We start from the raw sequence: 24,404 nt of genomic DNA on the forward strand, positions 1-24,404 counted from the left end.
AATTGATAGAAAATCAACAGAGCTCCTCACCTTTTTTTAAGGGGAGGTGGCCGCAGGCCGGAGGGGTTATTTTCTTAAAAAAGATAAAAGGCTGTTTTTAAAGTTTTCTAAAATCGTCTTCCTGAACTTGTTTCAGGATCTAAATAGTTAGTAATTCAACTTGTTAGAAGCTGAAACAAGTTCAGCTTGACGTAATAAAACTTTAAAACAGCCTTTTTCACACAATTTATTTAAAAATCAAATTAAGCAGCGGGTAGATCACCTTCTCCTTTTCTTGGTAACATAGATTTTCCCATTAAATATTTATCTACGTGATAAGCGGCTTCACGACCTTCAGAAATTGCCCAAACAATTAAAGATTGTCCCCGGCGCATATCTCCAGCAGTAAAAATGTTTGGTACGTTGGTTTGGTAACCTGTATCACCTTTAATATTAGTCCTGCTATCCAGCTCAAGACCTAATTGCTCACTTAAAGTTTTTTCCGGGCCGGTAAAACCTAAAGCTAAGAGTACAAGCTCACAAGGCCACTCTTTTTCTGAGCCTTCAACTTCCTTAAGTTGTGGTCTTCCATTTTTACCTTTTACCCATTCTATATTTACGGTTTTTAAAGCTTTTAAATTCCCTTCTTTATCCCTAATAAATTCTTTGGTGTTAATGCTCCAATTACGCTCCACGCCTTCTTCGTGAGAAGAAGTGGTTTTTAGGGTGAAAGGCCAATAAGGCCAGGGATTTTCTTTGTCTCTATGTTCTCCGGGAACCGGCATAATTTCAAAATTGGTAACCGAATTTGCTCCGTGGCGATTTGAAGTGCCTACACAGTCAGAACCGGTATCACCGCCACCAATTACTATTACATTTTTACCTTCAGCTGAATAATTTTCAGTTAGATCTTTTAGACCGTCTACAACTTCGTTGTTGTTTTTTAGAAAATCCATAGCCTGCATAATACCTCCGCCTTCAGCTCCTTCAATAGGGAGGTTTCTGCGTTTGGTAGCACCACCGCAAAGTACAACAGCATCAAATTCTTTAAGTTTTTCAGCTTCATAATTCTCACCTACGTGAACCCCGGTTTCAAATTTAATTCCTTCTTCTTTCATGACATTAACACGACGGTCAATCACATGTTTTTCCATTTTAAAATCGGGTATTCCGTAACGTAATAGTCCGCCAACTTTATTATCGCGTTCAAAAACGGTTACTTCGTGGCCTGCACGATTAAGCTGTTGTGCTGCTGCAAGCCCGGCAGGGCCAGATCCTACAACTACTACAGTTTTTCCGGTTCTGGTGTTTGGAGGTTCTGGAGTGATCCATCCTTCTTTAAATCCTCGTTCTACAATATATTTTTCAATAAGTTCTATTGCAACCGGTGGATCTGTAATTCCTAATACGCAGGCAGATTCACAAGGGGCGGGGCATAATCTCCCGGTAAATTCTGGAAAATTATTCGTTCCATGTAAAATAGTAAGCGCTTTTTTCCAATCGTTTTTATAAACCGCGTGGTTAAAATCCGGGATTAAATTTCCTACGGGGCAGCCACTGTGACAAAACGGAATCCCGCAATCCATACAACGCGCTCCCTGATCGCCAAGTTCTGCCGGCGACATTTCTTTAGTAAACTCTTTATAATCTTTAACTCGTTTTTCAACAGCTACTGTATCTTCCTCCTTACGGTCGTATTCCATAAAACCTCTTATCTTGCCCATAATTATGCTGTTTTGAGTTCTTTTTGTTCTTTTTTCATTTTCTCTTCTTCCATTTTCTGTAACGCCCTTTTAAATTCTGTAGGCATAACTTTTATGAATTTTCCTGAATTCTCCTTCCAGTTTTCAAGAATTTCTTTGGCGACATCGCTTTCGGTATAACGATAATGATTTTCAATAAGCTCTTTTAGTTCTTCTTTATTTTCTTCGGAAGGATCTTCTAAGCCAATCATTTCCATATTAAAATTATGATTATCCAGGCTGTTATCGGGGTTATAGATATAAGCAATTCCTCCGCTCATTCCAGCAGCAAAATTTCTTCCTATTGTTCCTAAAATCACAGCAATTCCACCGGTCATATATTCACAACCGTGGTCACCAATTCCTTCAACAACTGCTTTTGCGCCAGAGTTTCTAACGCAAAAACGTTCACCTCCAATTCCATTGATATAAGCTTCCCCGTCTGTAGCTCCATAAAGGGCAACATTTCCAATAATCACATTCTCGTTAGACTTGAAAGATGCTTCTTTTGGTTTTCTAACACTTAAAGTTGCTCCAGAAAGTCCTTTCCCTAAATAATCGTTAGAATTTCCTTTAATATTCATCGTAAGTCCTTTAGTGGCAAAAGCTCCAAAACTTTGTCCGCCAGAACCTGTGAAATTTAAAGTAAGTGTGCCTTTAGGCAAACCTTTTGCTCCGTGAATTTTTGAAATTTCGTTACTTAATATTGCGCCCGTGGTACGATTAATATTACTAATTGGGAATTCCAGGCTCATTTTTTCTTTTCGGTAAATTGCCGGATGCGCTTGTTTTAGAATTTCAAAATCCAAAACATTGTCAAGATTATGATCCTGGGTTTCGGTATTATAAAGCGGCATATCCTCATCTATCTTTGGTTTATAGAGAATATTCGAAAGATCTAATCCCTGAGCTTTATAATGTTCTATTGCCCGGTTCATATCTAACTTTTGACTTTGACCAACCATTTCGTTGATGCTTCTATAACCAAGATCTGCCATTATTTGTCTTAATTCCTGTGCGATGAAATACATAAAGTTGATCACATCTTCAGGGGTACCTTTAAATTTCTTACGAAGTTCAGGGTCTTGTGTAGCAATTCCCACGGGACAGGTATTTAAATGACAGGCACGCATCATAATACAACCAGAAGCTACAAGTGGGGCGGTAGAGAAACCAAATTCTTCGGCTCCTAGCAAAGCAGCGATAGCCACATCCCGACCGGTTTTTAACTGGCCGTCACACTCTACCACAATTCTATTTCTAAGATTATTGATGAGTAGTGTTTGTTGAGCTTCGGCAATCCCAAGTTCCCATGGTAAACCTGCGTGACGCAGTGAGGTTAGGGGAGAGGCTCCGGTACCACCATCATATCCTGAAATTAAAACCACATCGGCTTTTGCTTTTGCAACACCGGCGGCAATAGTTCCAACGCCAACTTTAGAAACCAGTTTTACGTTGATCCTAGCTTCACGATTCGCATTTTTAAGGTCAAATATCAGCTGCGCTAAATCTTCAATAGAATAAATATCGTGGTGTGGCGGTGGTGAGATTAATCCTACATAAGGAGTGGAATTTCTGGTTTTGGCAATATCGGGATTTACTTTTGGTCCCGGTAATTGTCCACCTTCCCCGGGCTTTGCACCCTGGGCCATTTTAATCTGAATTTCTTGCGCATTGCTTAAATAGTTAATAGAAACCCCAAATCTCCCCGAAGCTACCTGTTTAATGGCAGAGTTTCTCCAGTTTCCGTCAAGATCTTTATGAAAACGCTGTGGGTCTTCACCACCTTCTCCCGAGTTACTTTTTCCCTGCATACGGTTCATGGCAACAGCAAGGTTTTCGTGAGCTTCTTTGCTTATGGAGCCAAAAGACATCGCTCCGGTTTTAAAACGTTTTACTATCTCTGTCCAGGGCTCTACCTCATCAATAGAAATAGGATTTAAGTCACGGAATTTAAACATTCCGCGTAGCGTCATTAAACGTTCGCTTTGGTCATTTATTAATTTTGAATATTCTTCGTAAGCTTTTGTACTGTTTTGTTTTACGGCTTGCTGGAGTTTAGCAACACTGGCGGGGTTAAACATATGTCTTTCGCCTGTTCTTCTCCAACGATAATCTCCTCCAATTTCTAAATCAAGATTAGTATCTGTTTTCTTGGTGTTAAATGCGTTTTCAAAACGTTTTTGAATTTCTTTTTCTACTTCATATAATCCAATACCTTCAATTCGGGTTGGAGTATTGGTGAAATATTTATCTACAAATTTTTGGTTTAATCCCAGGATCTCAAAAATTTGAGCACCACGGTAGGAGTGAAGGGTAGATATACCAATCTTGTTCATAATCTTCACAATTCCTTTTCCAATGGCTACATTAAAATTCTCTACGGCAACCTCAGGATCATCAATCTCAATTTCTTTTTCTTCAACCAGGTTGTAAATAATTTCATTAACCATATATGGGTTAATCGCGCTGGCACCGTAACCAAATAATAATGCAAAATGATGCGGTTCTCTTGGTTCGGCTGATTCTATTACGATACCAAAAGAAGATCTTCGGTTGTATTTTTTAACACGATGATGCACAAATGAGCAAGCCAAAAGTGAAGGAATTGGCGCCAACTTAGGATCTGCATTTCTATCTGTAAGGATAATCACATTGCAACCATCGTCTACAGCATCATTTATTTCGTGAATAATTTCATCTAAACGAGTTTCAAGACCATTAAGGCCTTTTTCGGCTTCATATAAAATTGAGATAGATGCAGTCTTAAAATCGGGATGCTCTATATATTTTATTTTATCTAAGTCCTCGTTAGAAATAACAGGATTTTGAATTCTTAGCTTCTTGGACTGCTCGGGTAGAATATCAAATAAATTTCGATCTTCTCCAATAGAAAGGCTAATATCGGTAACTATCTCTTCTCTAATTCCATCTAGAGGCGGATTGGTTACCTGGGCAAATAGTTGTTTAAAATAGTTGAATAACAACTGTGATTTATCTGAAAGAACTGCCAGGGGAATATCTGCGCCCATAGAGCCAATTGCCTCTTTTCCCTGCGTGGCCATTGGGGTAATTATAGTTTTAATATCTTCCTGGGTATAGCCGAATAGTTTTTGGCGGCTATGAATATCAATTTTCTCAACGGGGGTTTTATTCCCGGTGTAGGGAACTTCAGATAAGTTTAGCAGGTTTTCGTTTAACCATTTACGGTAAGGTCTTTCTGAAATTATTTTTTGTTTAACTTCCTGGTCTTCAATAATTCGACCCTCGTTCATGTCTACCAAAAACATTCTTCCCGGCTCTAATCTTCCGTGGCGTTCTACGTTATCAGGTTGAATTTCCAATACACCGGTTTCTGAAGACATAATTACATAACCATCTTTGGTTAAGGTGTATCGGGATGGTCTTAGGCCATTACGGTCTAAAAGTGCACCAATATAATTTCCATCGGTAAATGGAATAGAAGCGGGGCCATCCCAGGGCTCCATAATACAGGAGTTGTATTCGTAGAATGCCTTTTTCTCATCTTGCATAGAAGGATTTTTCTCCCAGGCTTCTGGCACCATCATCATAATAGCTTCAGGTAAGGAACGTCCAGTTTGCAATAGTAATTCCAGAACAGTATCCATAGAAGCAGAATCTGATTTCCCATTAGAAACAATAGGTACAATCTCCTTTAGGTCCTCTCCAAATTTCTCACTTTCAAAAAGCTCTTCCCGGGCTTTCATTCTACTTAGGTTTCCGCGTAGCGTATTTATTTCTCCATTATGGCACATATAACGGAAAGGTTGTGCTAAATCCCACGTTGGGAAAGTGTTGGTGGAGAAACGCTGGTGAACCAATGCCAGCTTTGTAACTACCTCTGGTTCATTTAGGTCACGATAGTAGACATTAATATCCTGTGGCATCAACAAACCTTTATATATAATGGTATTGGTTGATAAACTTGGAAGGTAAAAATATTCTGATTCAGAAAGTTCTGAATTTTCTATTCTATGTTCAGCGATTTTTCTGGCAGCAAATAACTTAGCGTTAAAACTTTCGGCTGAGACATCGTCTCCTTTACCTATAAATATTTGCTGCACATTTGGTTCAGATAAGGAAGCGATACTTCCTAAACAAGCACGATTTACGGGTACTTCACGCCAACCAATAAGGTTAAGGCCCTGTCTTATAATTTCTTCTTCAAGTATTTCACGGCAAATTTTACGCTGATTTTTAGACTGCGGAAGAAAAACCATTCCAACTGCATATTCTTTAAAATCTGGAAGCTTGAATTCACAGGTTTTTTTGAAAAAATCGTGAGGTTTTTCTATTAGAATACCAGCACCATCACCCGTCTTTCCATCGGCACTTACTGCGCCTCTGTGTTCCAGCCGAATGAGAATGTCTAAGGCTTTATGAATTATATCATTTGTTCTTTTGCCTTTTAGATTACAAATAAACCCTGCGCCACAATTATCATGCTCAAATTCGGGTGAATAGAGCCCCTGTTTTTTTAATTTCATGTCCTTTTCGTCCTTAAGTTATCGTTTCAAAATTACCTAATTAGGTAAAAAATATGAAGCTTTTGTGGCGTAAAGTGTGAAGAAATTCAGTAAAACCAAATAATATGGTTATAAATGATAATTATATAATTTGCCCCCTTTTATATTAGAAATTTTACAAATAAGGCAGCTATGTATGAAGCATAAAAAAGCCCAATTTTATAAAAATCGGGCTTTTTTATAGGAGATATTGTAAGGAACTAGTCTTTTAAAATACCTCTGGAAATTACAATTTTTTGAATTTCTGATGTTCCTTCATAGATTTGGGTAATCTTCGCATCACGCATTAAGCGTTCTACGTGGTATTCTTTTACATAACCGTTACCACCGTGTACCTGTACTGCTTCGGTAGTGACATCCATAGCTGTTTTTGAAGCATATACTTTAGCCATTGCGCCGGTAAGGTCGTAGTTTGCTCCCTGATCTTTTTCCCAGGCAGCTTTCATTACCAGATGTCTAGAGGCTTCAATAGAGGTGTACATGTCGGCTAGTTTAAAAGCAATAGCCTGATGGTTGCAAATTTCGGTACCAAAGGCTTTACGTTGTTTAGAATAATCTAAAGCCAGCTCGTAGGCACCGGAAGCAATTCCAAGAGCCTGGGCTGCAATGCCAATTCTTCCTCCAGAAAGTGTTTTCATAGCGAATTTAAAACCGAAGCCATCTTCGCCAATTCTGTTTTCTTTGGGAACTTTTACATCATTGAAATTTAATGAATGCGTATCGCTTCCGCGAATTCCCATTTTTTGTTCTTTAGGCCCAATTTCAAAACCTTCCACTCCTTTTTCTACAATAAATGCATTAATGCCTTTATGTTTTTTCTCACGGTCGGTTTGAGCAATTACAATATAATAGTCGGCCGAATTTCCATTGGTAATCCAGTTTTTTGTTCCATTTAATAGGTAATGGTCACCTTTATCTATAGCGGTAGTGCGCTGTGAAGTGGCATCACTGCCGGCTTCGGGTTCAGAAAGACAAAATGCCCCAAGTTTTTCCCCAGTGGTGAGTTTAGTAAGGTATTTTTCTTTTTGTTCCTGGTTTCCATAGGTGTCAAGCCCCCAACAAACTAAAGAATTATTTACCGACATCACTACCGATGCAGAAGCGTCTATTTTAGAAATTTCTTCCATTGCAAGAATGTAAGAAATGGTATCCATACCGCCACCGCCAAATTCAGGAGAAGCCATCATGCCAAGAAAACCAAGCTCTCCCATCTTTTTAATTTGCTCTGAAGGAAACTCTTGTTTTTCGTCTCTTTCTATCACGCCGGGCAGTAATTCGTTTTTAGCAAAATCCCGCGCGGCATCGCGAATCATTATATGTTCTTCTGTAAGTTTGAAATCCATATTATTATTTTAATTTAGAAAAATCTAATTTTGATCATCAAAGATAAAGTTTTGGTGTGTAATTTTCAATTTAGTTTAATAAATTTTACGAATATGAAAAAAGTAGACTACAAAGTTATTGGGGTTATGTCTGGAACTTCCCTGGATGGTATCGATTTGGTGTATGTTAATTTTGATTTTAAAAAATCCTGGAATTATAAGATTCTAGAAGCTGAAACAGTTCCTTATCCGTTAAATTGGCAGGAAACTTTAGCTGAAGCCATTAATTATTCAGAAGAGCACTTAGGTGAGCTTAATAAAAAATACACTAATTTTTTGGCAGGTATTATTTCGCGCTTTATTGAAACTCATCAAATAAAAGATATAGATGTAATTTGTAGTCATGGTCATACTATTAAGCATGAACCTGAAAACAATTACACCCTGCAAATTGGGAATTTACCTGAAATCTCTTATCTCTCCGGGCAAACTGTAATATGTGACTTTAGGGTTCAGGATGTAATGCTTGGAGGGCAAGGAGCGCCGCTTGTTCCTATTGGAGATCAATTACTTTTTTCAGATTATAAGTATTGTGCGAATTTAGGCGGATTCGCAAATATTTCTACCGATAGAAATGGCCAACGTCTGGCCTATGATATTTGTGCTGTAAATACCGTGTTAAACTACTATTCCAAAAAACTGGGGAAGGAATTTGATGAAGGTGGAAAATTAGCCGCTACCGGTGAGCTAAATGAAACTTTACTGGAAGAATTGAGCAAACTTTCTTTCTATGCACAACAACCACCTAAATCTTTAGGAATAGAGTGGGTGAAGTCTACAGTTTTTCCAATCCTTAAGAAATATGAAGATATCATTCCCGATATTCTTTATACCTATACACTACATGTTGCTCAACAAATTGCAAAATCCCTGGACGATAACCCTGAATCTAAGGTGTTAATGACAGGTGGTGGTACATTTAATAACTTTTTAATGCGTCTTTTAAAAAGTGAATCCAACTGTCATTTCACAATTCCTTCCGAAGAGATTATTAATTATAAGGAAGCCTTAATTTTTGGTCTGCTGGGAGTTTTAAAACTTCGTGATGAGGTAAATGTATTAAAATCGGTTACCGGTGCTAAAAAAGATCATTCATCGGGAGTGATTTACGAAATTTGATATTTTTGCCGAAAAAATAAAAATATATCGATTAGTTTATATATTTGCGAAAAATTAGAGTATAAATGAAGGAATTATTAAAATTATACGAAAATAAAGAACCCGAAATCGTTTTCAACTGGAAGGATTCTGAAACGGAAGCTGAGGGTTGGACGGTAATCAATTCTTTACGTGGTGGTGCTGCCGGTGGTGGTACAAGAATGCGTGAAGGTTTGGATCAAAATGAAGTGCTTTCGCTAGCTAAAACTATGGAAGTGAAATTTACCGTTTCTGGCCCGCCTATAGGAGGAGCTAAATCGGGTATAAATTTCGATCCTAAAGATCCGCGTAAGAAAGGTGTTCTGGAACGCTGGTATAAAGCGGTTTCTCCTTTATTAAAGAGTTATTACGGTACCGGTGGCGATTTAAATGTAGATGAAATTAATGAAGTAATTCCTATTACCGAAGATTGCGGAGTATGGCATCCACAAGAAGGTGTTTTTAATGGGCACTTTAAACCTAGTGAGGCCGATAAAATTAATAGAATTGGCCAGTTGCGCCAGGGGGTGATTAAGGTGTTGGAAAACACTCATTTTTCTCCAGATGTAACCCGAAAGTACACTGTTGCAGATATGATTACCGGTTACGGAGTAGCCGAATCGGTTAAGCATTATTATAATATTTATGGTGGTGATGTAACAGAAAAAAGAGCCATTGTGCAGGGCTTTGGAAATGTAGGTTCTGCCGCGGCTTATTACCTGGCACAAATGGGTGTTAAGGTAGTAGGTATAATAGACCGTGTTGGTGGTTTAATTAATGAAGATGGATTTACTTTTGAAGAAATTAAGGAGCTTTTTCTTAATAAGGAGGGAAATACCATTAAGCACGATAATTTAATTCCTTTTGAAGAAATTAATAAGAAGATTTGGGAACTTGATGCCGAAATTTTTGCACCTTGTGCCGCTTCCAGGTTAATTACCCAGGATCAAATTAATGGCCTTATTGAGAGAAAATTAGAGGTGATTAGCAGTGGCGCCAATGTGCCTTTTGCCGATAAGGAAATCTTCTTTGGCTCTATTATGGAGTCTACCGATGAGAAAGTTAGCCTAATCCCAGATTTTATTGCAAACTGCGGGATGGCGAGAGTTTTTGCTTATTTTATGGAAAGAAGAGTACAAATGACCGATGAGTCCATTTTTAATGACACTTCAATGACCATTAAAAATGCTATTCAAAATACTTACGATAATAATAGTGGCAAAACCAATATCAGCAAAACAGCCTTTGAAGTAGCGCTGAAGCAATTGGTTTAAGTTTTTGATTAATCTTGTAATTTTAGTTGATTAAGATTATTCCTGAAAATCCTGCTTTCGAGCGGGATTTTTTTATGCATAGGTTTTAATGAAATTCATCTTCAAAAAATAAATAATTCCCAATTGGGATAAACCAGTTTGCACTGCTGATTATTTTACTAAATTTGATTCACAATTAAATCTGGTTTATCACGTTACATTAAAAACCCTAATAGAAACCTATGCTATACTTTTTTCAGCAGGACGGCGTTGCCGAGGCCGCCCAGGAGGCAGAGCCAATAGTAGAAGAAAAAACCCTGTCTTTATTCGATTTAATGCTTAGTGGAGGCCTTGGAGGCCAAATTATTATCCTTATTCTTTTTATTCTGCTATTTGCGGCAGTGTATATTTATTTTGAAAGGCTTTTTGCTATAAAATCGGCCAGCCAGGTAGATAAGAATTTTATGCTTCAAATAAAGGACAATGTTTTAAACGGAAATATAGAATCGGCTAAAATGCGATGTGCACAAAGTGATTCTCCTGTAGCCCGTTTAACTGAAAAGGGTATTTCCAGAATTGGAAGCCCGCTAGAAGACATCAATACAGCCATAGAAAATGCAGGTAGATTAGAAGTGTATAAGCTGGAAAAAAACGTTAGTATCTTAGCGACTATTGCAGGTGCAGCACCAATGATTGGTTTTTTGGGTACAGTAATAGGTATGGTAATTGCTTTTCATGAATTGGCAACCAGTAGTGGCCAGGCTCAAATGGGAGCGCTTGCAGAAGGTATTTATACTGCAATGACCACAACCGTTGCCGGACTTATTGTAGGTATTATCGCTTATATAGGTTATAACCATTTAGTGGTGAAAACCGATAAAGTAGTGCATCAAATGGAAGCTACCGCGGTAGATTTCCTTGACCTGTTAAACGAGCCCGCTTAATATGAATTTAAGAGGAAGAAATAAAGTAAGCCCCGAGTTCAGTATGAGCTCAATGACAGATATTGTTTTTCTGTTGTTGATCTTTTTTATGCTCACCTCGCCGGTAATTACTCCAGAAGCTTTAGATCTAATACTTCCAAAGGCAAAAGGAAAAACTACCAGCGTTCAAAATGTATCGGTGAGTATAACCAAAGACCTTCAATTCTATGTGGACGATCAGCGTATCACGCAGTCAGCATTAGAAAGTACTTTAAAAACTAAACTGGCAGGCAAAGAAAAGCCAACCATTATTTTAAGGGCAGAAGAAGGTGTGCCTATAGAGAAGGCAGTAAATGTTATGGATATAGCTAACCGAAATAGTTATAAAATCGTTTTAGCGGTTAAACCCGAATAAATCTAATTATGTTAGACACCAGGCACGAAAAAAAATCTTTTACCATCACGGTCATTTTACACGTGCTGTTAATTGCATTATTATTTCTGTTAGGCTTTAAATATTTAGATCCGCCACCAGAGAGTGGCATTGCTATAAATTTTGGAACTTCAGAAGTTGGCTCAGGAAATGAACAACCTACCGAGCCGGTAAAATCTGCTCCTCAGCAAACTACCGTTCCTGAAACACAAACGCAACCGGAACCTGTAATTGAAGAGGAAGTGGTTACCCAGGAAATAGAAGAAGCTCCTGTTATTGAAGAAAAGAAAGAACCGAAACCGGTAGAAGAGAAGAAACCGGAAGAGCCTAAAGAACAACCACCGGCTAAAAAGCCAGAACCAAAGCCAGATCAATCTACTACCGATGCTATGAGTAGCATTTTAAACGGCCCCGAAAGATCGGGAACCGAAAGTGGAGGGGAAGGCAACGATAGTCAGGCCGGGGATAAAGGAGATCCAGATGGTGATCCCAATGCCAGCTCTTACTACGGAAGTGGTTCTGGCCTGGATGGAGACGGTAATTACCGTTTAGGTGGAAGAAGGGCTTTAAATAAAGAAAAATTTGTTCAGGATTGTAATGAGTCTGGAATTGTGGTAGTTCGTATAGAAGTTAATCAAAATGGGCAGGTAATTAACGCCACGCCCGGTGTAAAAGGAACCACAAACAGCGCAGCCTGTTTGACAGATCCCGCAAGAAGAGCGGCGATGGCTACTCGCTTTAACAGTGACAGTAATGCACCTTCACGCCAGGTTGGAACTATTATTTATAACTTTAAACTCTCGGAATAAGTGGATGTATATACCGAAACTGTTGAATGGATGTTTCAACAGTTGCCTATGTACCAAAGAGTAGGTGCGCAGGCATTCAAAAAAGATCTTTCGCGTACCGTTAAACTTGCAGAATATTTAAATAATCCGCATAAAAATTTTAAATCGGTTCATATTGCCGGCACCAATGGCAAAGGTTCTACCAGCCATATGTTGGCTTCGGTATTTCAGGAAGCCGGTTATAAGGTGGGTTTGTATACCTCACCGCATTTAAAAGATTTCCGTGAACGAATTAAGGTCAACGGGAAATTTATTCCGAAGAAATCTGTAGTAAGCTTTATCAATGCAAACAAAGATTTTATAATCGAAAATAAGCTTTCTTTTTTTGAAATGACCGTAGGAATGGCTTTCGATTATTTTTCCAGAGTAAAAGTAGATATTGCTATTATAGAAGTAGGTTTGGGCGGTCGTTTAGATTCTACAAACATTATTACACCAGATGTTTCTGTTATTACCAATATAGGATTAGATCATACGGCATTTTTAGGCGATTCAATTCCTGAAATAGCCCGGGAAAAAGCAGGAATTATAAAGGATAATATTCCGGTAATAATTGGCGAAACACAAAAAGAAACTACCGGTGTTTTTAAAGAAGAAGCGCTAAAGCATAACTCTACTATATATTTTGCCCAGGACTTAGAAATACCCACCTATCATACCGATCTTAAAGGAGATTATCAAAATAAGAATATGAAGACTGCAATCGCCGCTGTAAAGGTTTTAAGGGAAAAAGGTTGGAATATTCCTGAAGAATGCCTTAAAAACGGACTTAATAGTGTGAAGTTGCATACATCTCTGCAAGGCCGTTGGGATATATTACAGGAGAAACCCAGGGTGATTTGCGATACCGCACATAATACAGAAGGCTTAAAGCTGGTGTTTCAACAACTCAAAAATGAGAAATTTCAGCATTTACATATAGTTCTGGGAATGGTAAACGATAAAGATCTGGAAAATATCTTAACACTATTCCCAAAATCAGCGACTTATTATTTTTCGAAACCAGCAGTCCCTCGTGGATTGGAAGCCGAAACTTTACGGGAAAAAGCTTCCAAATTTGAGTTGGAAGGGAAGGTATTTAATTCTGTTTCAGAAGCCTATGCTGCTGCCGTAAACGCAGCTTTAGATCAGGACTTGGTGTATGTAGGTGGAAGCACATTTACCGTTGCAGAAATAATTTAATTTTTTTAATTTTTTTCTTGGTGTAGATTAAAAACTAGTCTATATTTGCATCCGCATTCAAGAATAGGGCGCGTAGCTCAGTTGGTTCAGAGCACTTGGTTTACACCCAAGGGGTCAGGGGTTCGAATCCCTTCGCGCCCACTACTATTCAAAAGGTTTCTATAAAACGGAGCCTTTTTTTAGCTTACTAAAGTTTTTAGTTTTTTATAGAAACTAATTTTTATTGAAAGTATTAAGGGCGCGTAGCTCAGTTGGTTCAGAGCACTTGGTTTACACCCAAGGGGTCAGGGGTTCGAATCCCTTCGCGCCCACTTTTATTCCCAAATCCCAAAGTTTACCTACTTTAGGGAATTTTTTATGCCGAAATTTTACGTTTATATACTTGGATCAAGCATGATTGTTGGGGACTAAGCAAAAATTGGGATCAAGCCTAATTGTTGTGTTTAAGCAAAAATTGTAGTCAAAATATTAAAAAAGAAACCTCACAGGTTTTGAAAACCTGTGAGGTTTTGTTAGGCAAGCGTTTTTTCTTCGGCTTCAATATAATTAGCAAGATATTGTGCGTCTTTTTTAATTCCGCCTAAAGTTGCTGAGCCTCGTGTATGTAGCCAGGGAAGACCTATAAAATAAAGCCCTTCAATATTGCTTATGCCCCGATGATGTTTTGGGTAACCGTCTTTAGTAAGCTCAAGACCTTCAATCCAGCTAAAATTTGGTCTATAGCCGGTGGCCCAAACTATATTTTTTAATTCTTCAATTTTACGGTTTTCGGTAACGATAATTTCATCTTTAGCATTTTTGGTTTTCCCTACAGGTATCACGTTATCTCTTTTTAAAATGCCCTTAACATCTGTACCAATAATAGGTTGTTTAGACTTACTCAGCTTTTTACCCAGCCAGGTTTTTCGGCTAAAACTTAGAAATCCTATTTTGGTAAACCACCACCATAAGGTTTTTCCTAAAATTTCCTGCGGAAGTACGCGCACATCTGTAGCTCCAGAAAAATAGGTGGTTCTGTTCGTTTGGGAGACTTCATCTAAAATTTGAAAACCAGAATCTCCAGCTCCTACAACCATCGCAGGCCCTTCCTGCAATTGACTGGGATTTTTATAATAGTTACTATGAATCTGAAACACTTTTTTAGATATTTTTTTTGAAAAAGAAGGCGTATAGGGTATATGAAACGGCCCGGTAGCGATAACTACATTCCGGGATTTAATTTCACCATTCTTATGTTTCAGAATAAAGTGGTTATCTTCTTTGGCAACCTTTTCCACTAATGTATTTAAACGAACTTCAATGTTAAAATCAGCTACATAGTTTTTAAAGTATTCAGCTACATTTTCTTTAGTAGGGTAGTAGCCCTTTTTTGCAGGAAAAGCCATCCCCGGTAAATTATTGAATTCTGATGGTGTAAAGAGTTTTAAAGAATCCCAACGGTTTAACCATGAAGCACCTACTTCTTCTTCCTTATCTAAAATTGTATAACTTTTGCCAAGTTGATTGAGATAATAAGCTATGGAAAGTCCGGCTTGAGCTCCGCCAACAATTACAAAATCTAACATTTATCGGGTTTTTCGCAAAGGTAAGTTTTAATTTCTATCTGTTATATAGGTTTAAAAGAAACAGAATTGCTAATTTTAAATCAAATTTAGCGCATGGAAAAAAAAATCAGGCCTTATGTTCTTGCCGAAACAAACTGGAAGCATGTAAAAGATGAAGATTTTAGTGTGGCAATTTTACCATGGGGTGCTACTGAAGCACATAACTATCATTTGCCGTATGCTACCGATAATATTCTTGCCGAAGAAGCTGCGATAAATGCTGCGGGAAAAGCATGGGGAAAGAAAGCCAAGCCAGTGGTTCTGCCTACAATACCTTTTGGAGTAAATACCGGGCAAATGGATGTGAAATTATGTGTAAACCTTAATCCCAGCACCCAATATGCTATCCTAAAAGATGTAGCTCAGGTTCTACAAAAGCATAAGATTAATAAACTGGTAATTTTAAACGCTCACGGCGGAAATAATTTTAAGCAAATGATTAGGGAATTAAGTCTTGAATATCCTAAGTTATTTGCTTGCTCGGTAAATTGGTGGCAAACCACAGATGCAACTCCTTATTTTAATGAACCTGGAGATCACGCCGGAGAATTGGAAACCGCAGCAGTTATGCATTTACGGCCCGAGTTGGTTTTGCCACTTGAGGAAGCAGGAGATGGAAGCGCCAAAACTTTTAAGATTAAAGCTTTAAAAGAAGGTTGGGCAAGTGCACAGCGGGAATGGACTAGCGTGACCAAAGATACAGGGGTGGGAAATCCAAAAGCTGCAACTGCTGAAAAAGGAGAAATTTTCTTTGAAAAAACCACCGATATGATCGCTGAATTCTTTGTAGAATTACACTCGGCTAATCTAGAGGATATGTATCACTAATTATTTGACAAATCAATGCTTAAAGCCTTAGCTTATATTTTTGGGTTTTTACTTTTGGGTGAATTAATCACCTATTTCTTTGAAATTCCAATTGCAGGAAATATTTTGGGAATGTTCTTGATTTTTATAGCACTACGGCTTAAAATAATAAAACTTCAGGATGTAAAACCCGCTTCAGATAAACTTATAAAGTACCTGGTCCTTTTCTTTATCCCTTACGGTGTAGGGTTAATGGTTTATTTTGAAATTGTTGCAGATTATTGGATGCCAATTTCAATAGCAGTAATCGCCAGCACCGTGATCACTCTTTATATTTCCGCAATTATTATTGAAAAACTGGAGCGATAATGCAAGAATTTTTTCAATTGCCGGTTTTTGGAGTTTTTATAAGTATTATTGCTTTTGCTGGCGGCCGTCAAATTCGCCAAAAGTTTGACTATGTACTCTTGAATCCGGTCTTGTTAGCTATTTTATTTATCATTTCATTTTTATTGATTTTCAATATTGATTTTGAAGATTATAATCGGGGCGGTAAGTTTATTAGTTTCTTTCTGGGACCTTCGGTGGTTGCACTTGGAGTTTTCTTTTATGAGAAATATGAAGAAGTAAAACAGAATTTAAAAGTCTTTTTGCTATCAGTTGCAGTTGGCGGAATAAGCGGAATTGTAACAGTTATTATCTTCCTTATGCTTTTAAAAGTTCCCGGGTTTATTATCGAATCGCTCGCAGCAAAATCGGTTACGACACCAATTGCTATTGAAATTACTAAGCTTGCAGGCGGAATTCCGGAAATCACTGCGGGAATCGTAATTGCGGTCGGCATTTTTGGTAACGCCTTTGGACCCTTTATTCTGAAGAAATTAGGGGTAAAAAGTAAAATTGCTATTGGTACTGCACTTGGTACTGCAGCTCATGGTATAGGCACCGCCCGAGCTTTTGAGGAAAGTAAACTGGCAGGTGTTTACAGCGGACTTGCAATGTGCGTAAACGGAATTATCACTGCACTTCTTACTCCATATTTGCTGGCATTATTTCTGGGGAATTTCACCTGATTCGTTTTCGCCTTTTTCAGTTTTCCGCTTAAAATATTGAATAATTGATGGAGCGGTAAGTCCGTGGAGAACTACAGAAATTAAAATAATATAAGCGGTAATAGCGTAGAGATCATTTTTATGCTCAAAGCCTTCAAATTCTACAAAAGCCCAGGAAAGATAGAAAACCGAACCAATTCCTTTAATTCCAAGGAAACTAATTGCAAGCTTATTTTTAAAACTATCTTTTATCCCAATCATACTTATTATTCCGGCAACGGGTCTAATAATTAATATAAAAGCGAAAGCAAAAACAATGCCTCGCCAATCGGTAAGGCTAAGCATACCGTTCATAATAGAAGCTCCAAAGAGAATGATCCAAACAACCAGGAGCAAACGTTCTACTTCGTGAATAAAATCGTGCATTTTTGTTTTATAATCTCCACTAACTTTCTCGTAGTGACGCAGGCTTAAGCCTGTAAAGAATACCGCCAGGAAGCCGTAACCGTGTATAAGCTCTGTGGCTCCATAACTAAATAGTGTGATGGAAAGTGCAAGAAAACCATCAAAAGTTTTAATGCCGGTGTATTTATGAACTCTATCCAGTAAAAATCCTATAGATCGGCCAATGGCAAAACCGGCTATAGTGCCAATTATAATTTTTAAAAAGAATTTATCCAGCATCCAGTCAGAAAAATCAAATGCTGCCCAACTACCCGCCTGGGCTACCAAGACCGCCATATAGGTAAAAGGGAAAGCAAGCCCATCATTTAAACCGGCCTCTGCGGTGAGCGCAAATCTTATTTTCCCTTTATATTCTTTTTCCCTTTCGGGATCGTCAAGTTGTGTTTCAGCAGCTAGAACAGGATCGGTGGGAGCTAAAACGGCTGCAAGTAACAAAGAAGAAGGAACACTTAAATATAGGAAATTTTGCCCTAGAAAATATGCCGAAATTATACAAAGCGGCATAGTTAGAAAAACCAATAAAAAAGGTCTTTTCCAGGCTTTAAAGCTGTAATTATTACCAATTTTTAAACCGGCGCCCATCAGGGAGATAATTACGATCATTTCAGAGAAATACATAAGACCTTTGTCGGCCCATAAAGGATCTGGCCAGTCTATTGGTAATCCTAGAGTAAATAGTAAAAATCCAATAAGGAGTAAGATTATTGGTCCGCTAATTTTTATTCGTTTTGAAATTGATGGCAACCAGGCCATAATAAGCGTAGTGAAACCTATTCCCGCTAAGATCCAGTAGTGTTCTTTCATATATTTAAAATTAACTTTTTTAATTGATCCTTCTTAAAACACTTATATTTTTCACAAAAATCTAACAGTTCAAACGAGATGGATTATTGCTTAATCAGCTGATATTTATCATATTAAAATTCCTTTTTACAGGTTAACTTTGAGAGAATAACCAATGCTTGTAAAAAATGGAAACTTCCTTATTTCTTGCTAAATTCTGGGGTTGGTATCTCCTTATCTTCTTTTTTGTACTGAGCTTTAATCCCAGGCGAATACAACAGATCTTTGAAGATTTAAAAGATCAAAAGTTCTTGATATTGGCAGCTTTTGCTGCTATACTTATTGGTTTACTAAATATTCTTTTTCACAATATCTGGGAGCTTAGCTGGAAATTTATAATTACTATCCTGGGATGGACCTCACTTTTTATAGGTCTTGGCCTCTTTGTCTTTCCTGAACCTACTACACGTAAACTTACTGTACTTAACCTCAAATTTGTACAGACCATTTATGTATTGCTTTTTCTATTGGGGATTTTCCTACTGAATATGGGCTATGAACTTGTGCTACACTAAAATAATAAGCTTATGAAATTCATTAAAAAATTTAAGGAAATCTCTATAAAAGATGTAATTAAGGTAGGTGGTAAAAACGCTTCCCTGGGCGAAATGTACAACGAGTTATCTTCAGAGGGTGTTTTGGTGCCCAATGGTTTCGCCACTACTGCTGAAGGTTTTTGGGCATTTATAAGGTCGAATAATATTGAAGAGGATATAAAAAACCTGTTGAAAAAACTTGACACGGAGAATTATACAAATCTTGGTAATATTGGCTCTGAAGCCCGGGGACTAATTCTAGCTGGAAAGTTTTCCGAAGAATTTTCTGAAGAAATTGTTTCAGCATATAAAGAGTTGGGAGAAGGAGAAAATATTCAAGTTGCTGTAAGAAGCAGTGCCACGGCTGAAGATTTACCCGGTGCGAGTTTTGCCGGCCAGCATGAAAGTTTTCTAAACATTAAAGGAAACGAAGCTTTACTTGATGCGGTTAAGAAATGTTTTGCTTCCCTTTTTACCAATAGGGCTATTAAATACCGGGAAGATCAGGGCTTTTTGCATCACAATATAGCACTCTCGGTAGGGGTACAAAAAATGGTGCGATCTGATATTGGTTGCTCTGGAATTGGTTTCAGTCTCGAACCCGAATCTGGTTTTAGGAATATTATTCATATATCTGGAGTTTGGGGTTTGGGGGAAAATATTGTGCAGGGACTGGTGAACCCTGATGAATTTCATGTATTTAAACCAACTATTGATAAAGCTGAAAATCCTATTATTCAGAAGAAACTGGGACACAAAGAGCTTTCTATGGTTTACGCCGAATCTAGCGGCCATTCTTCAACCGTAAATATTGAAACGCCCCTTGACAAACAGGATAGTTTTGTGTTAAATGATGATGAGGTGATTGAACTTTCCCGATGGATTTTATTAATAGAAAAGCATTACAATCGCCCAATGGATGTGGAGTGGGCAAAAGACGGTATAACCAATAAACTTTTTATTACTCAGGCCCGGCCAGAAACAGTACATAAAGAGAAAGATAAACGTTTTTATATTGAATACCACCTAAAGCAAAAAGGCGAAATTTTAACCAGCGGAAGTGCTATTGGTTCCAGTATTGCTGCTGGTAAAGCACGATTTTTAAAGTCGCCGGAAGAAGGACATAAATTAAATCCTGGTGAGATTTTAATTACTAATAACACCAGCCCAGATTGGGACCCGCTATTAAAATTGGCAGCCGCAGTAGTAACCGATAGAGGCGGTAGAACCAGTCACGCGGCAATTGTAGCGCGGGAACTTGGTGTGCCGGCAATAGTGGGAACAAACGATGCTACTACAAAAATTAAAAACGGCGAAATGATTACTGTTTCCTGTGAAGGTAAAACCGGGTTTGTGTATAAAGGTGCGCTGCAATTTGATACTAAGGAAATTGATTTTGAGAAAATATCTCTCCCAAAAACAGAAGCAAAATTTATTCTATCAGATCCAGACAGGGCTTTTCAGCTCTCTTTTTATCCAAATATGGGAATTGGTTTGCTGCGAATGGAATTTATAATTACCCATAAAATAAAAATCCATCCTATGGCTTTGGTAAAATATGATGAGGTTAAGGAGCAAACAGCAAGAAAAACTATTGAAGAACTAACCTGGCAGTATAAAGATAAGCGTGATTTTTTTATTGAAGAATTATCCCGGGAAATAGCCGTAATGGCTGCAGCTTTTTACCCAAAAGAAGTGATTGTTAGACTTAGCGATTTTAAAAGTAACGAATATGCAAACTTAATAGGAGGTCGTCAATTTGAACCTTTAGAAGAAAACCCTATGCTTGGTTTGAGAGGTGCGGCACGTTATTCCCACCCTAATTATAAAGAAGCTTTTAAGCTTGAGTGCAAAGCAATAAAAAGAGTGAGGGAAGAAATGGGTCTTGATAATTTAAAAGTGATGATTCCTTTTTGCAGAACGATAAAAGAAGCGAAAACCGTAATCGAGCTCATGAAAGAATTCGGATTAGTACGCGGAAAGAATTCTCTTGAAATTTATATGATGGTTGAAATTCCCTCTAACGTAATTCTCCTGGAGGAGTTTGCGGAACACTTTGACGGATTTTCCATAGGATCTAACGATCTAACACAACTAACGCTTGGCGTTGATCGCGATTCAGAATTAATGCTAAGTGTTTTTGATGAAAATAATGCTGCTGCAAAAGAAATGGTTGCCACAGCGATACAAAAAGCCCGTAAAGTCGGGAAGAAAATAGGACTCTGCGGGCAGGCACCAAGTGATTTTCCGGAGTTCGCTTCATTTCTGATAAAAGAACAAATAAATAGTATTTCATTTAATCCTGATGCGCTTTTAAAAGGAATAGAAAATATTAATAAGGCCGAGGCCGTGCAGTAAACAACTTTGGAGTAAGCTCAAGACGCATTGATATTGGAAAATATAATCTGATTTCTAGGCAAGCCCCGGATCATTTAATCTCGATTATCGAGTAAAGTACTATGAAATGTCTAAAGATCTGCACACGCTCTCTGTTGAAAAAATCCTGTCGGAATTTAATGTAGATCCCAATAAAGGATTAGCTAGTTCTGAAGTTAAATCAAGATTAGAAGAACACGGTTATAATCGTTTAAAAAAGAGAAAATCTAAAAATATCGGGCTTATATTTTTAGAGCAATTTCTTGATCCCATAATTTATATTTTGGCTGCTGCAATGGCATTGGCTTATTTCTTTGGCGAATGGTTAGAAGGTACCGCTGTCTTAATAGTTATTCTTATTACCGCCTTAATTGGCTTTTTTATGGAATGGCAAGCGCTTCGCTCGGTAGAGGCTTTACAGAAAATGGTAGAAACGCATGCCAATGTTTTGCGCGATGGAAAAGAAGAACAAATCAAGGCGGCAGGATTGGTTCCCGGCGATATTGTAATTCTGGAAAGTGGCGATGTTATTCCCGGCGATTGCCGAATGCTGGAAACTGAAAGTTTCGCGGTAAAAGAAGCCATTCTTACGGGTGAGAGCAATCAGATTGAAAAAAGTATAGAGGGCCTTTCGGGTAAAGTTGCGCTGGCAGATCGTAAAAATATGCTTTATAAAGGTACTATTGCGGTTAGGGGAAATGCGAAAGCAATTGTGGTGGCCACAGGCCTCAAAACCGAAATAGGGCGCATTAGTGAACTAACCAGTGGTGCTAAAAAAGAAAGTACACCTTTAGAGAAAAAACTAAAAAGATTGAGCAGATGGCTCATCTGGCTTACCTTATTTCTCGCCTTAATTATTATAGTTACCGGCTATTTTCAAGGTAAAGATCTAATGTTGATGATAGAAACCGGGATCGCCTTAGCAGTGGCAGCGATTCCAGAAGGTTTGCCTATTGTAGCAACTATCGCGCTGGCTAGAGGCATGCTTCGGCTCTCTAAACGGAACGTGATAATTAAAAAACTGGAGGCCGTTCAAACTTTAGGTGAAACAGGGATAATTTGCACCGATAAGACCGGTACACTTACCGAAAACAAAATTAGCGTTCATCATTTAGTACTTGGTTCTTCAGAATTCCCTGCTACCGAAGCTGAAAATTTCAAAAAAGACCCAGCTTTTCAAAAGTTGATTGATATTGGTTGTCTCTGCAATAATTCAAAAGTAAAAAATGGCAAAATGGCCGGAGACGCAGTAGAGATCGCTCTGGTAGAATTTGCTGCTGAAATGGGGTTTGATTATAAAAAAATTCAGCAAAAAAAACCCAGGATACAGGAAGTTCCTTTTGATGCTGAAATCAAAAAGATGGCCACAGTTCATCGCGGTGAAGATAACTTTTTGGTATGTGTAAAAGGCGCACTGGAAGCTTTGCTGGAATCTTGCGATTTAGTTTTAACGAAAGAAGGGCCTAAAGAGTTTCAAGATAAAGAAAAGTGGGAAAAACAGGCGAAATTAATTGCTGCTGAAGGGATGCGGGTTTTGGCTTTTGCCTATAAAGAAAGTAAAGAAGACCCAGATAAGGAAACTTTAATGGAAAATCTCACATTTGTTGGGATTCTGGGGTTTTTAGATCCACCTCGAAAGGATATTAAACAAGCTATTGAAACTTATAAAAACGCCGGAATTAGAGTGGTAATGATTACTGGAGACCACCCAGATACGGCAAGAAAAATAGGAGAGGAAGTAGGGCTTATTCCTGAAGATGCACCTGCTGAAATGGTGATAAAAGGCTCTGAGCTAGAAGATATAAAAACATTAACAGAATACCGGCAAAAAACTTTAATGGAAGCGGGAATTTTTGCCAGGATGGTTCCGGGTCAAAAACTGGATTTGGTAGAATTCTATCAAAAAAATAAAGCAATTGTGGGGATGCTTGGCGATGGTGTAAATGACGCACCCGCTCTAAAAAAAGCCGATATTGGTATTGCTATGGGAATTAGAGGAACAGAAGCCGCTAAAGAAGTTGCTGATGTGATTTTAATGGACGATAAGTTTACTTCTACAGAACTTGCCATACGGCAGGGCCGCACCATTTTTGAAAATATCAGGCAATTTGTAATCTTTTTACTTTCATGTAACCTGGCAGAAATAATCTCGGTAGCGCTGGCTTCTTTGAGTAATTTACCCATGCCTTTACTGCCGCTCCAAATTCTTTTTCTAAATCTTATAACTGATGTTTTTCCGGCATTGGCACTTGGCGTAGGGAAAGGAGATCCAAATGTTATGAAAGACCCTCCCAGGGATCCTCAAGAACCTATCTTAACCAAAAAACTCTGGAGAGCCACAGTTCTTTACGGCTTAAGTATTACAACTGCTGTGATTGGTGTGGTGGCTTATACCCATTTTGAGATGGGGCTAAGTGCGATTCAGGTGAATAATATTGCTTTTTATACGCTTATTTTAGCGCAATTACTTAATGTTTTTAACCTTCCGGGAAGAAAAGTATCTTTTCTAAAAAATGAGGTGACCACCAACCCATGGGTTTGGGCAGCTTCGGCTTTTTCAGTCTTAGTTATGGTAATAGTCTACCATATTCCTGTGATGGCTGAAGTCTTATCTCTTGTGCCTCTTTCTGTAAACCATTTTTTAGTAGTAATTGTTTTTGGTACCGCTTCGCTAGTGATTTCGCAAATACTGAAGCATTTAAAACTAGCCAACTGATATTGTTGGGGACTGACGGAAATCATATTTTTTTAGTTCAGTATATGTTAATTTCAATGGAACTTAAAATTTTAAAAAGATGGAAAGCATCAGGAAAAGGCCTAAAGGCGATTTTATTGCAGAGGCCAATATGGAGCAGCTCTATGCGCTTACCAAACATTGGAATTCAGATTTGTATTTCTTTAAAGACGATATCAATTTTCTGCATAAACTTTTAGATAGCTACTTTATTTGGATAGATAAAGACGAAAACTATAGAATAGCTGCAAAAATGAAGAATGCATTGTTAAAACTTAGAACGCATGGCGAAGATCTTTTAGATAGAACCCATAAGCACAGACAGCAAATAGGAAAAATGATTTTGGAGAAAGTAGATGACTCCCAGGTTTTTAGACAAGAGCACGAAGACTTGGAAGACGAGATTGCCAGTTTTGTAAAAGCTTTTAGATTAAACCGATTAGAACTTTTTAAAATAACGGAATATATAAAAGACACCGATAAGCTTCCCGAGATTTCCTAAGAGAACTGGGGATATTAAACAAGGCAAAGTGACCGTTGTCATATTTTAAAAACAGCCTT

Annotated in this window: 18 protein-coding genes and 2 tRNA genes; 15 read left to right on the forward strand and 5 right to left on the reverse strand. The window is 38.0% G+C overall.

Translation table 11 applies throughout. The features are described from left to right. Positions 1-242: 242 nt before the first annotated feature. From B5X51_RS08830 to B5X51_RS08840, 3 genes are all read right to left on the reverse strand, one after another. Positions 243-1,703 carry a glutamate synthase subunit beta gene (locus B5X51_RS08830; protein ID WP_079720823.1) on the reverse strand — a complete coding sequence of 487 codons (1,461 nt, stop codon included), beginning with the start codon at positions 1,701-1,703 and terminating at the stop codon, positions 243-245. 2 nt (positions 1,704-1,705) lie between these two features. Then, complete coding sequence (gltB, locus tag B5X51_RS08835; protein WP_079720824.1) at positions 1,706-6,229, reverse strand: glutamate synthase large subunit; 4,524 nt, start codon at positions 6,227-6,229, stop codon at positions 1,706-1,708. A gap of 239 nt (positions 6,230-6,468) precedes the next feature. After that, positions 6,469-7,611 carry an acyl-CoA dehydrogenase gene (locus B5X51_RS08840; protein WP_079720825.1) on the reverse strand — a complete coding sequence of 381 codons (1,143 nt, stop codon included), beginning with the start codon at positions 7,609-7,611 and terminating at the stop codon, positions 6,469-6,471. 93 nt (positions 7,612-7,704) lie between these two features. On the opposite strand from B5X51_RS08840, the gene B5X51_RS08845 reads away from it, so the two are divergent. The 8 genes from B5X51_RS08845 (at position 7,705) to B5X51_RS08880 (ending at position 13,737) form a co-directional block, all read left to right on the forward strand. Continuing rightward, positions 7,705-8,769, forward strand: coding sequence for an anhydro-N-acetylmuramic acid kinase (locus tag B5X51_RS08845; RefSeq protein ID WP_079720826.1), 1,065 nt, complete (start codon positions 7,705-7,707; stop codon positions 8,767-8,769). Positions 8,770-8,834: 65 nt separating this feature from the next. After that, complete coding sequence (locus tag B5X51_RS08850) at positions 8,835-10,061, forward strand: Glu/Leu/Phe/Val dehydrogenase dimerization domain-containing protein (protein WP_079720827.1); 1,227 nt, start codon at positions 8,835-8,837, stop codon at positions 10,059-10,061. A 221-nt stretch (positions 10,062-10,282) separates the two neighbouring features. Continuing rightward, positions 10,283-10,984 carry a MotA/TolQ/ExbB proton channel family protein gene (locus B5X51_RS08855; protein ID WP_079720828.1) on the forward strand — a complete coding sequence of 234 codons (702 nt, stop codon included), beginning with the start codon at positions 10,283-10,285 and terminating at the stop codon, positions 10,982-10,984. Position 10,985: 1 nt separating this feature from the next. Further along, positions 10,986-11,378, forward strand: coding sequence for an ExbD/TolR family protein (locus B5X51_RS08860; protein WP_079720829.1), 393 nt, complete (start codon positions 10,986-10,988; stop codon positions 11,376-11,378). 8 nt (positions 11,379-11,386) lie between these two features. Then, positions 11,387-12,205 carry an energy transducer TonB gene (locus B5X51_RS08865; protein ID WP_079720830.1) on the forward strand — a complete coding sequence of 273 codons (819 nt, stop codon included), beginning with the start codon at positions 11,387-11,389 and terminating at the stop codon, positions 12,203-12,205. 30 nt (positions 12,206-12,235) lie between these two features. Continuing rightward, a complete protein-coding gene (locus B5X51_RS08870; protein WP_079721121.1) occupies positions 12,236-13,426 on the forward strand; it encodes a bifunctional folylpolyglutamate synthase/dihydrofolate synthase in 1,191 nt (396 codons plus the stop codon). Positions 13,427-13,492: 66 nt separating this feature from the next. Beyond that, positions 13,493-13,567 (forward strand) — tRNA-Val (locus B5X51_RS08875). 95 nt (positions 13,568-13,662) lie between these two features. Further along, positions 13,663-13,737 (forward strand) — tRNA-Val (locus tag B5X51_RS08880). 201 nt (positions 13,738-13,938) lie between these two features. Here B5X51_RS08880 and B5X51_RS08885 read toward each other — a convergent pair. Continuing rightward, complete coding sequence (locus tag B5X51_RS08885) at positions 13,939-14,991, reverse strand: flavin-containing monooxygenase (RefSeq protein ID WP_079720831.1); 1,053 nt, start codon at positions 14,989-14,991, stop codon at positions 13,939-13,941. 93 nt (positions 14,992-15,084) lie between these two features. Here B5X51_RS08885 and B5X51_RS08890 point away from each other — a divergent pair, with 93 nt between their 5' ends. From B5X51_RS08890 to B5X51_RS08900, 3 genes are read left to right on the forward strand one after another with little or no spacing between them, the layout of a single operon-like run. After that, entirely contained in the window at positions 15,085-15,858 is a 774-nt protein-coding gene (locus B5X51_RS08890; RefSeq protein WP_079720832.1) for a creatininase family protein, read from the forward strand. Between the two features lie 15 nt (positions 15,859-15,873). After that, positions 15,874-16,206: a CidA/LrgA family protein gene (locus B5X51_RS08895; protein ID WP_079720833.1), complete on the forward strand. Its 333-nt coding sequence runs from the start codon at positions 15,874-15,876 to the stop codon at positions 16,204-16,206. Beyond that, on the forward strand, positions 16,206-16,910 hold the full coding sequence (locus B5X51_RS08900) for an LrgB family protein (RefSeq protein ID WP_079720834.1): 705 nt from the start codon (positions 16,206-16,208) through the stop codon (positions 16,908-16,910). The genes B5X51_RS08895 and B5X51_RS08900 overlap by 1 nt, the downstream gene beginning before the upstream one ends. On the opposite strand, the gene B5X51_RS08905 is transcribed toward B5X51_RS08900, so the two are convergent. Next, positions 16,887-18,158: a cation:proton antiporter gene (locus tag B5X51_RS08905; protein WP_079720835.1), complete on the reverse strand. Its 1,272-nt coding sequence runs from the start codon at positions 18,156-18,158 to the stop codon at positions 16,887-16,889. The two genes, B5X51_RS08900 and B5X51_RS08905, sit on opposite strands and share 24 nt — an antisense overlap. Positions 18,159-18,325: 167 nt before the next feature. On the opposite strand from B5X51_RS08905, the gene B5X51_RS08910 reads away from it, so the two are divergent. The 4 genes from B5X51_RS08910 (at position 18,326) to B5X51_RS08925 (ending at position 24,345) form a co-directional block, all read left to right on the forward strand. Continuing rightward, complete coding sequence (locus tag B5X51_RS08910; protein WP_079720836.1) at positions 18,326-18,712, forward strand: hypothetical protein; 387 nt, start codon at positions 18,326-18,328, stop codon at positions 18,710-18,712. Positions 18,713-18,724: 12 nt separating this feature from the next. Then, positions 18,725-21,091: a phosphoenolpyruvate synthase gene (gene ppsA / locus B5X51_RS08915; RefSeq protein ID WP_079720837.1), complete on the forward strand. Its 2,367-nt coding sequence runs from the start codon at positions 18,725-18,727 to the stop codon at positions 21,089-21,091. A 106-nt stretch (positions 21,092-21,197) separates the two neighbouring features. Then, the gene (locus B5X51_RS08920) at positions 21,198-23,825 is read left to right on the forward strand and encodes a cation-translocating P-type ATPase (protein ID WP_079720838.1); all 2,628 of its coding nucleotides are present in this window, start codon (positions 21,198-21,200) and stop codon (positions 23,823-23,825) included. Positions 23,826-23,904: 79 nt separating this feature from the next. Further along, a complete protein-coding gene (locus B5X51_RS08925) occupies positions 23,905-24,345 on the forward strand; it encodes a hypothetical protein (RefSeq protein WP_079720839.1) in 441 nt (146 codons plus the stop codon). Positions 24,346-24,404 lie beyond the last annotated feature (59 nt).

Source organism: Salegentibacter holothuriorum (genome assembly GCF_900168045.1).
Taxonomy (GTDB): domain Bacteria; phylum Bacteroidota; class Bacteroidia; order Flavobacteriales; family Flavobacteriaceae; genus Salegentibacter; species Salegentibacter holothuriorum.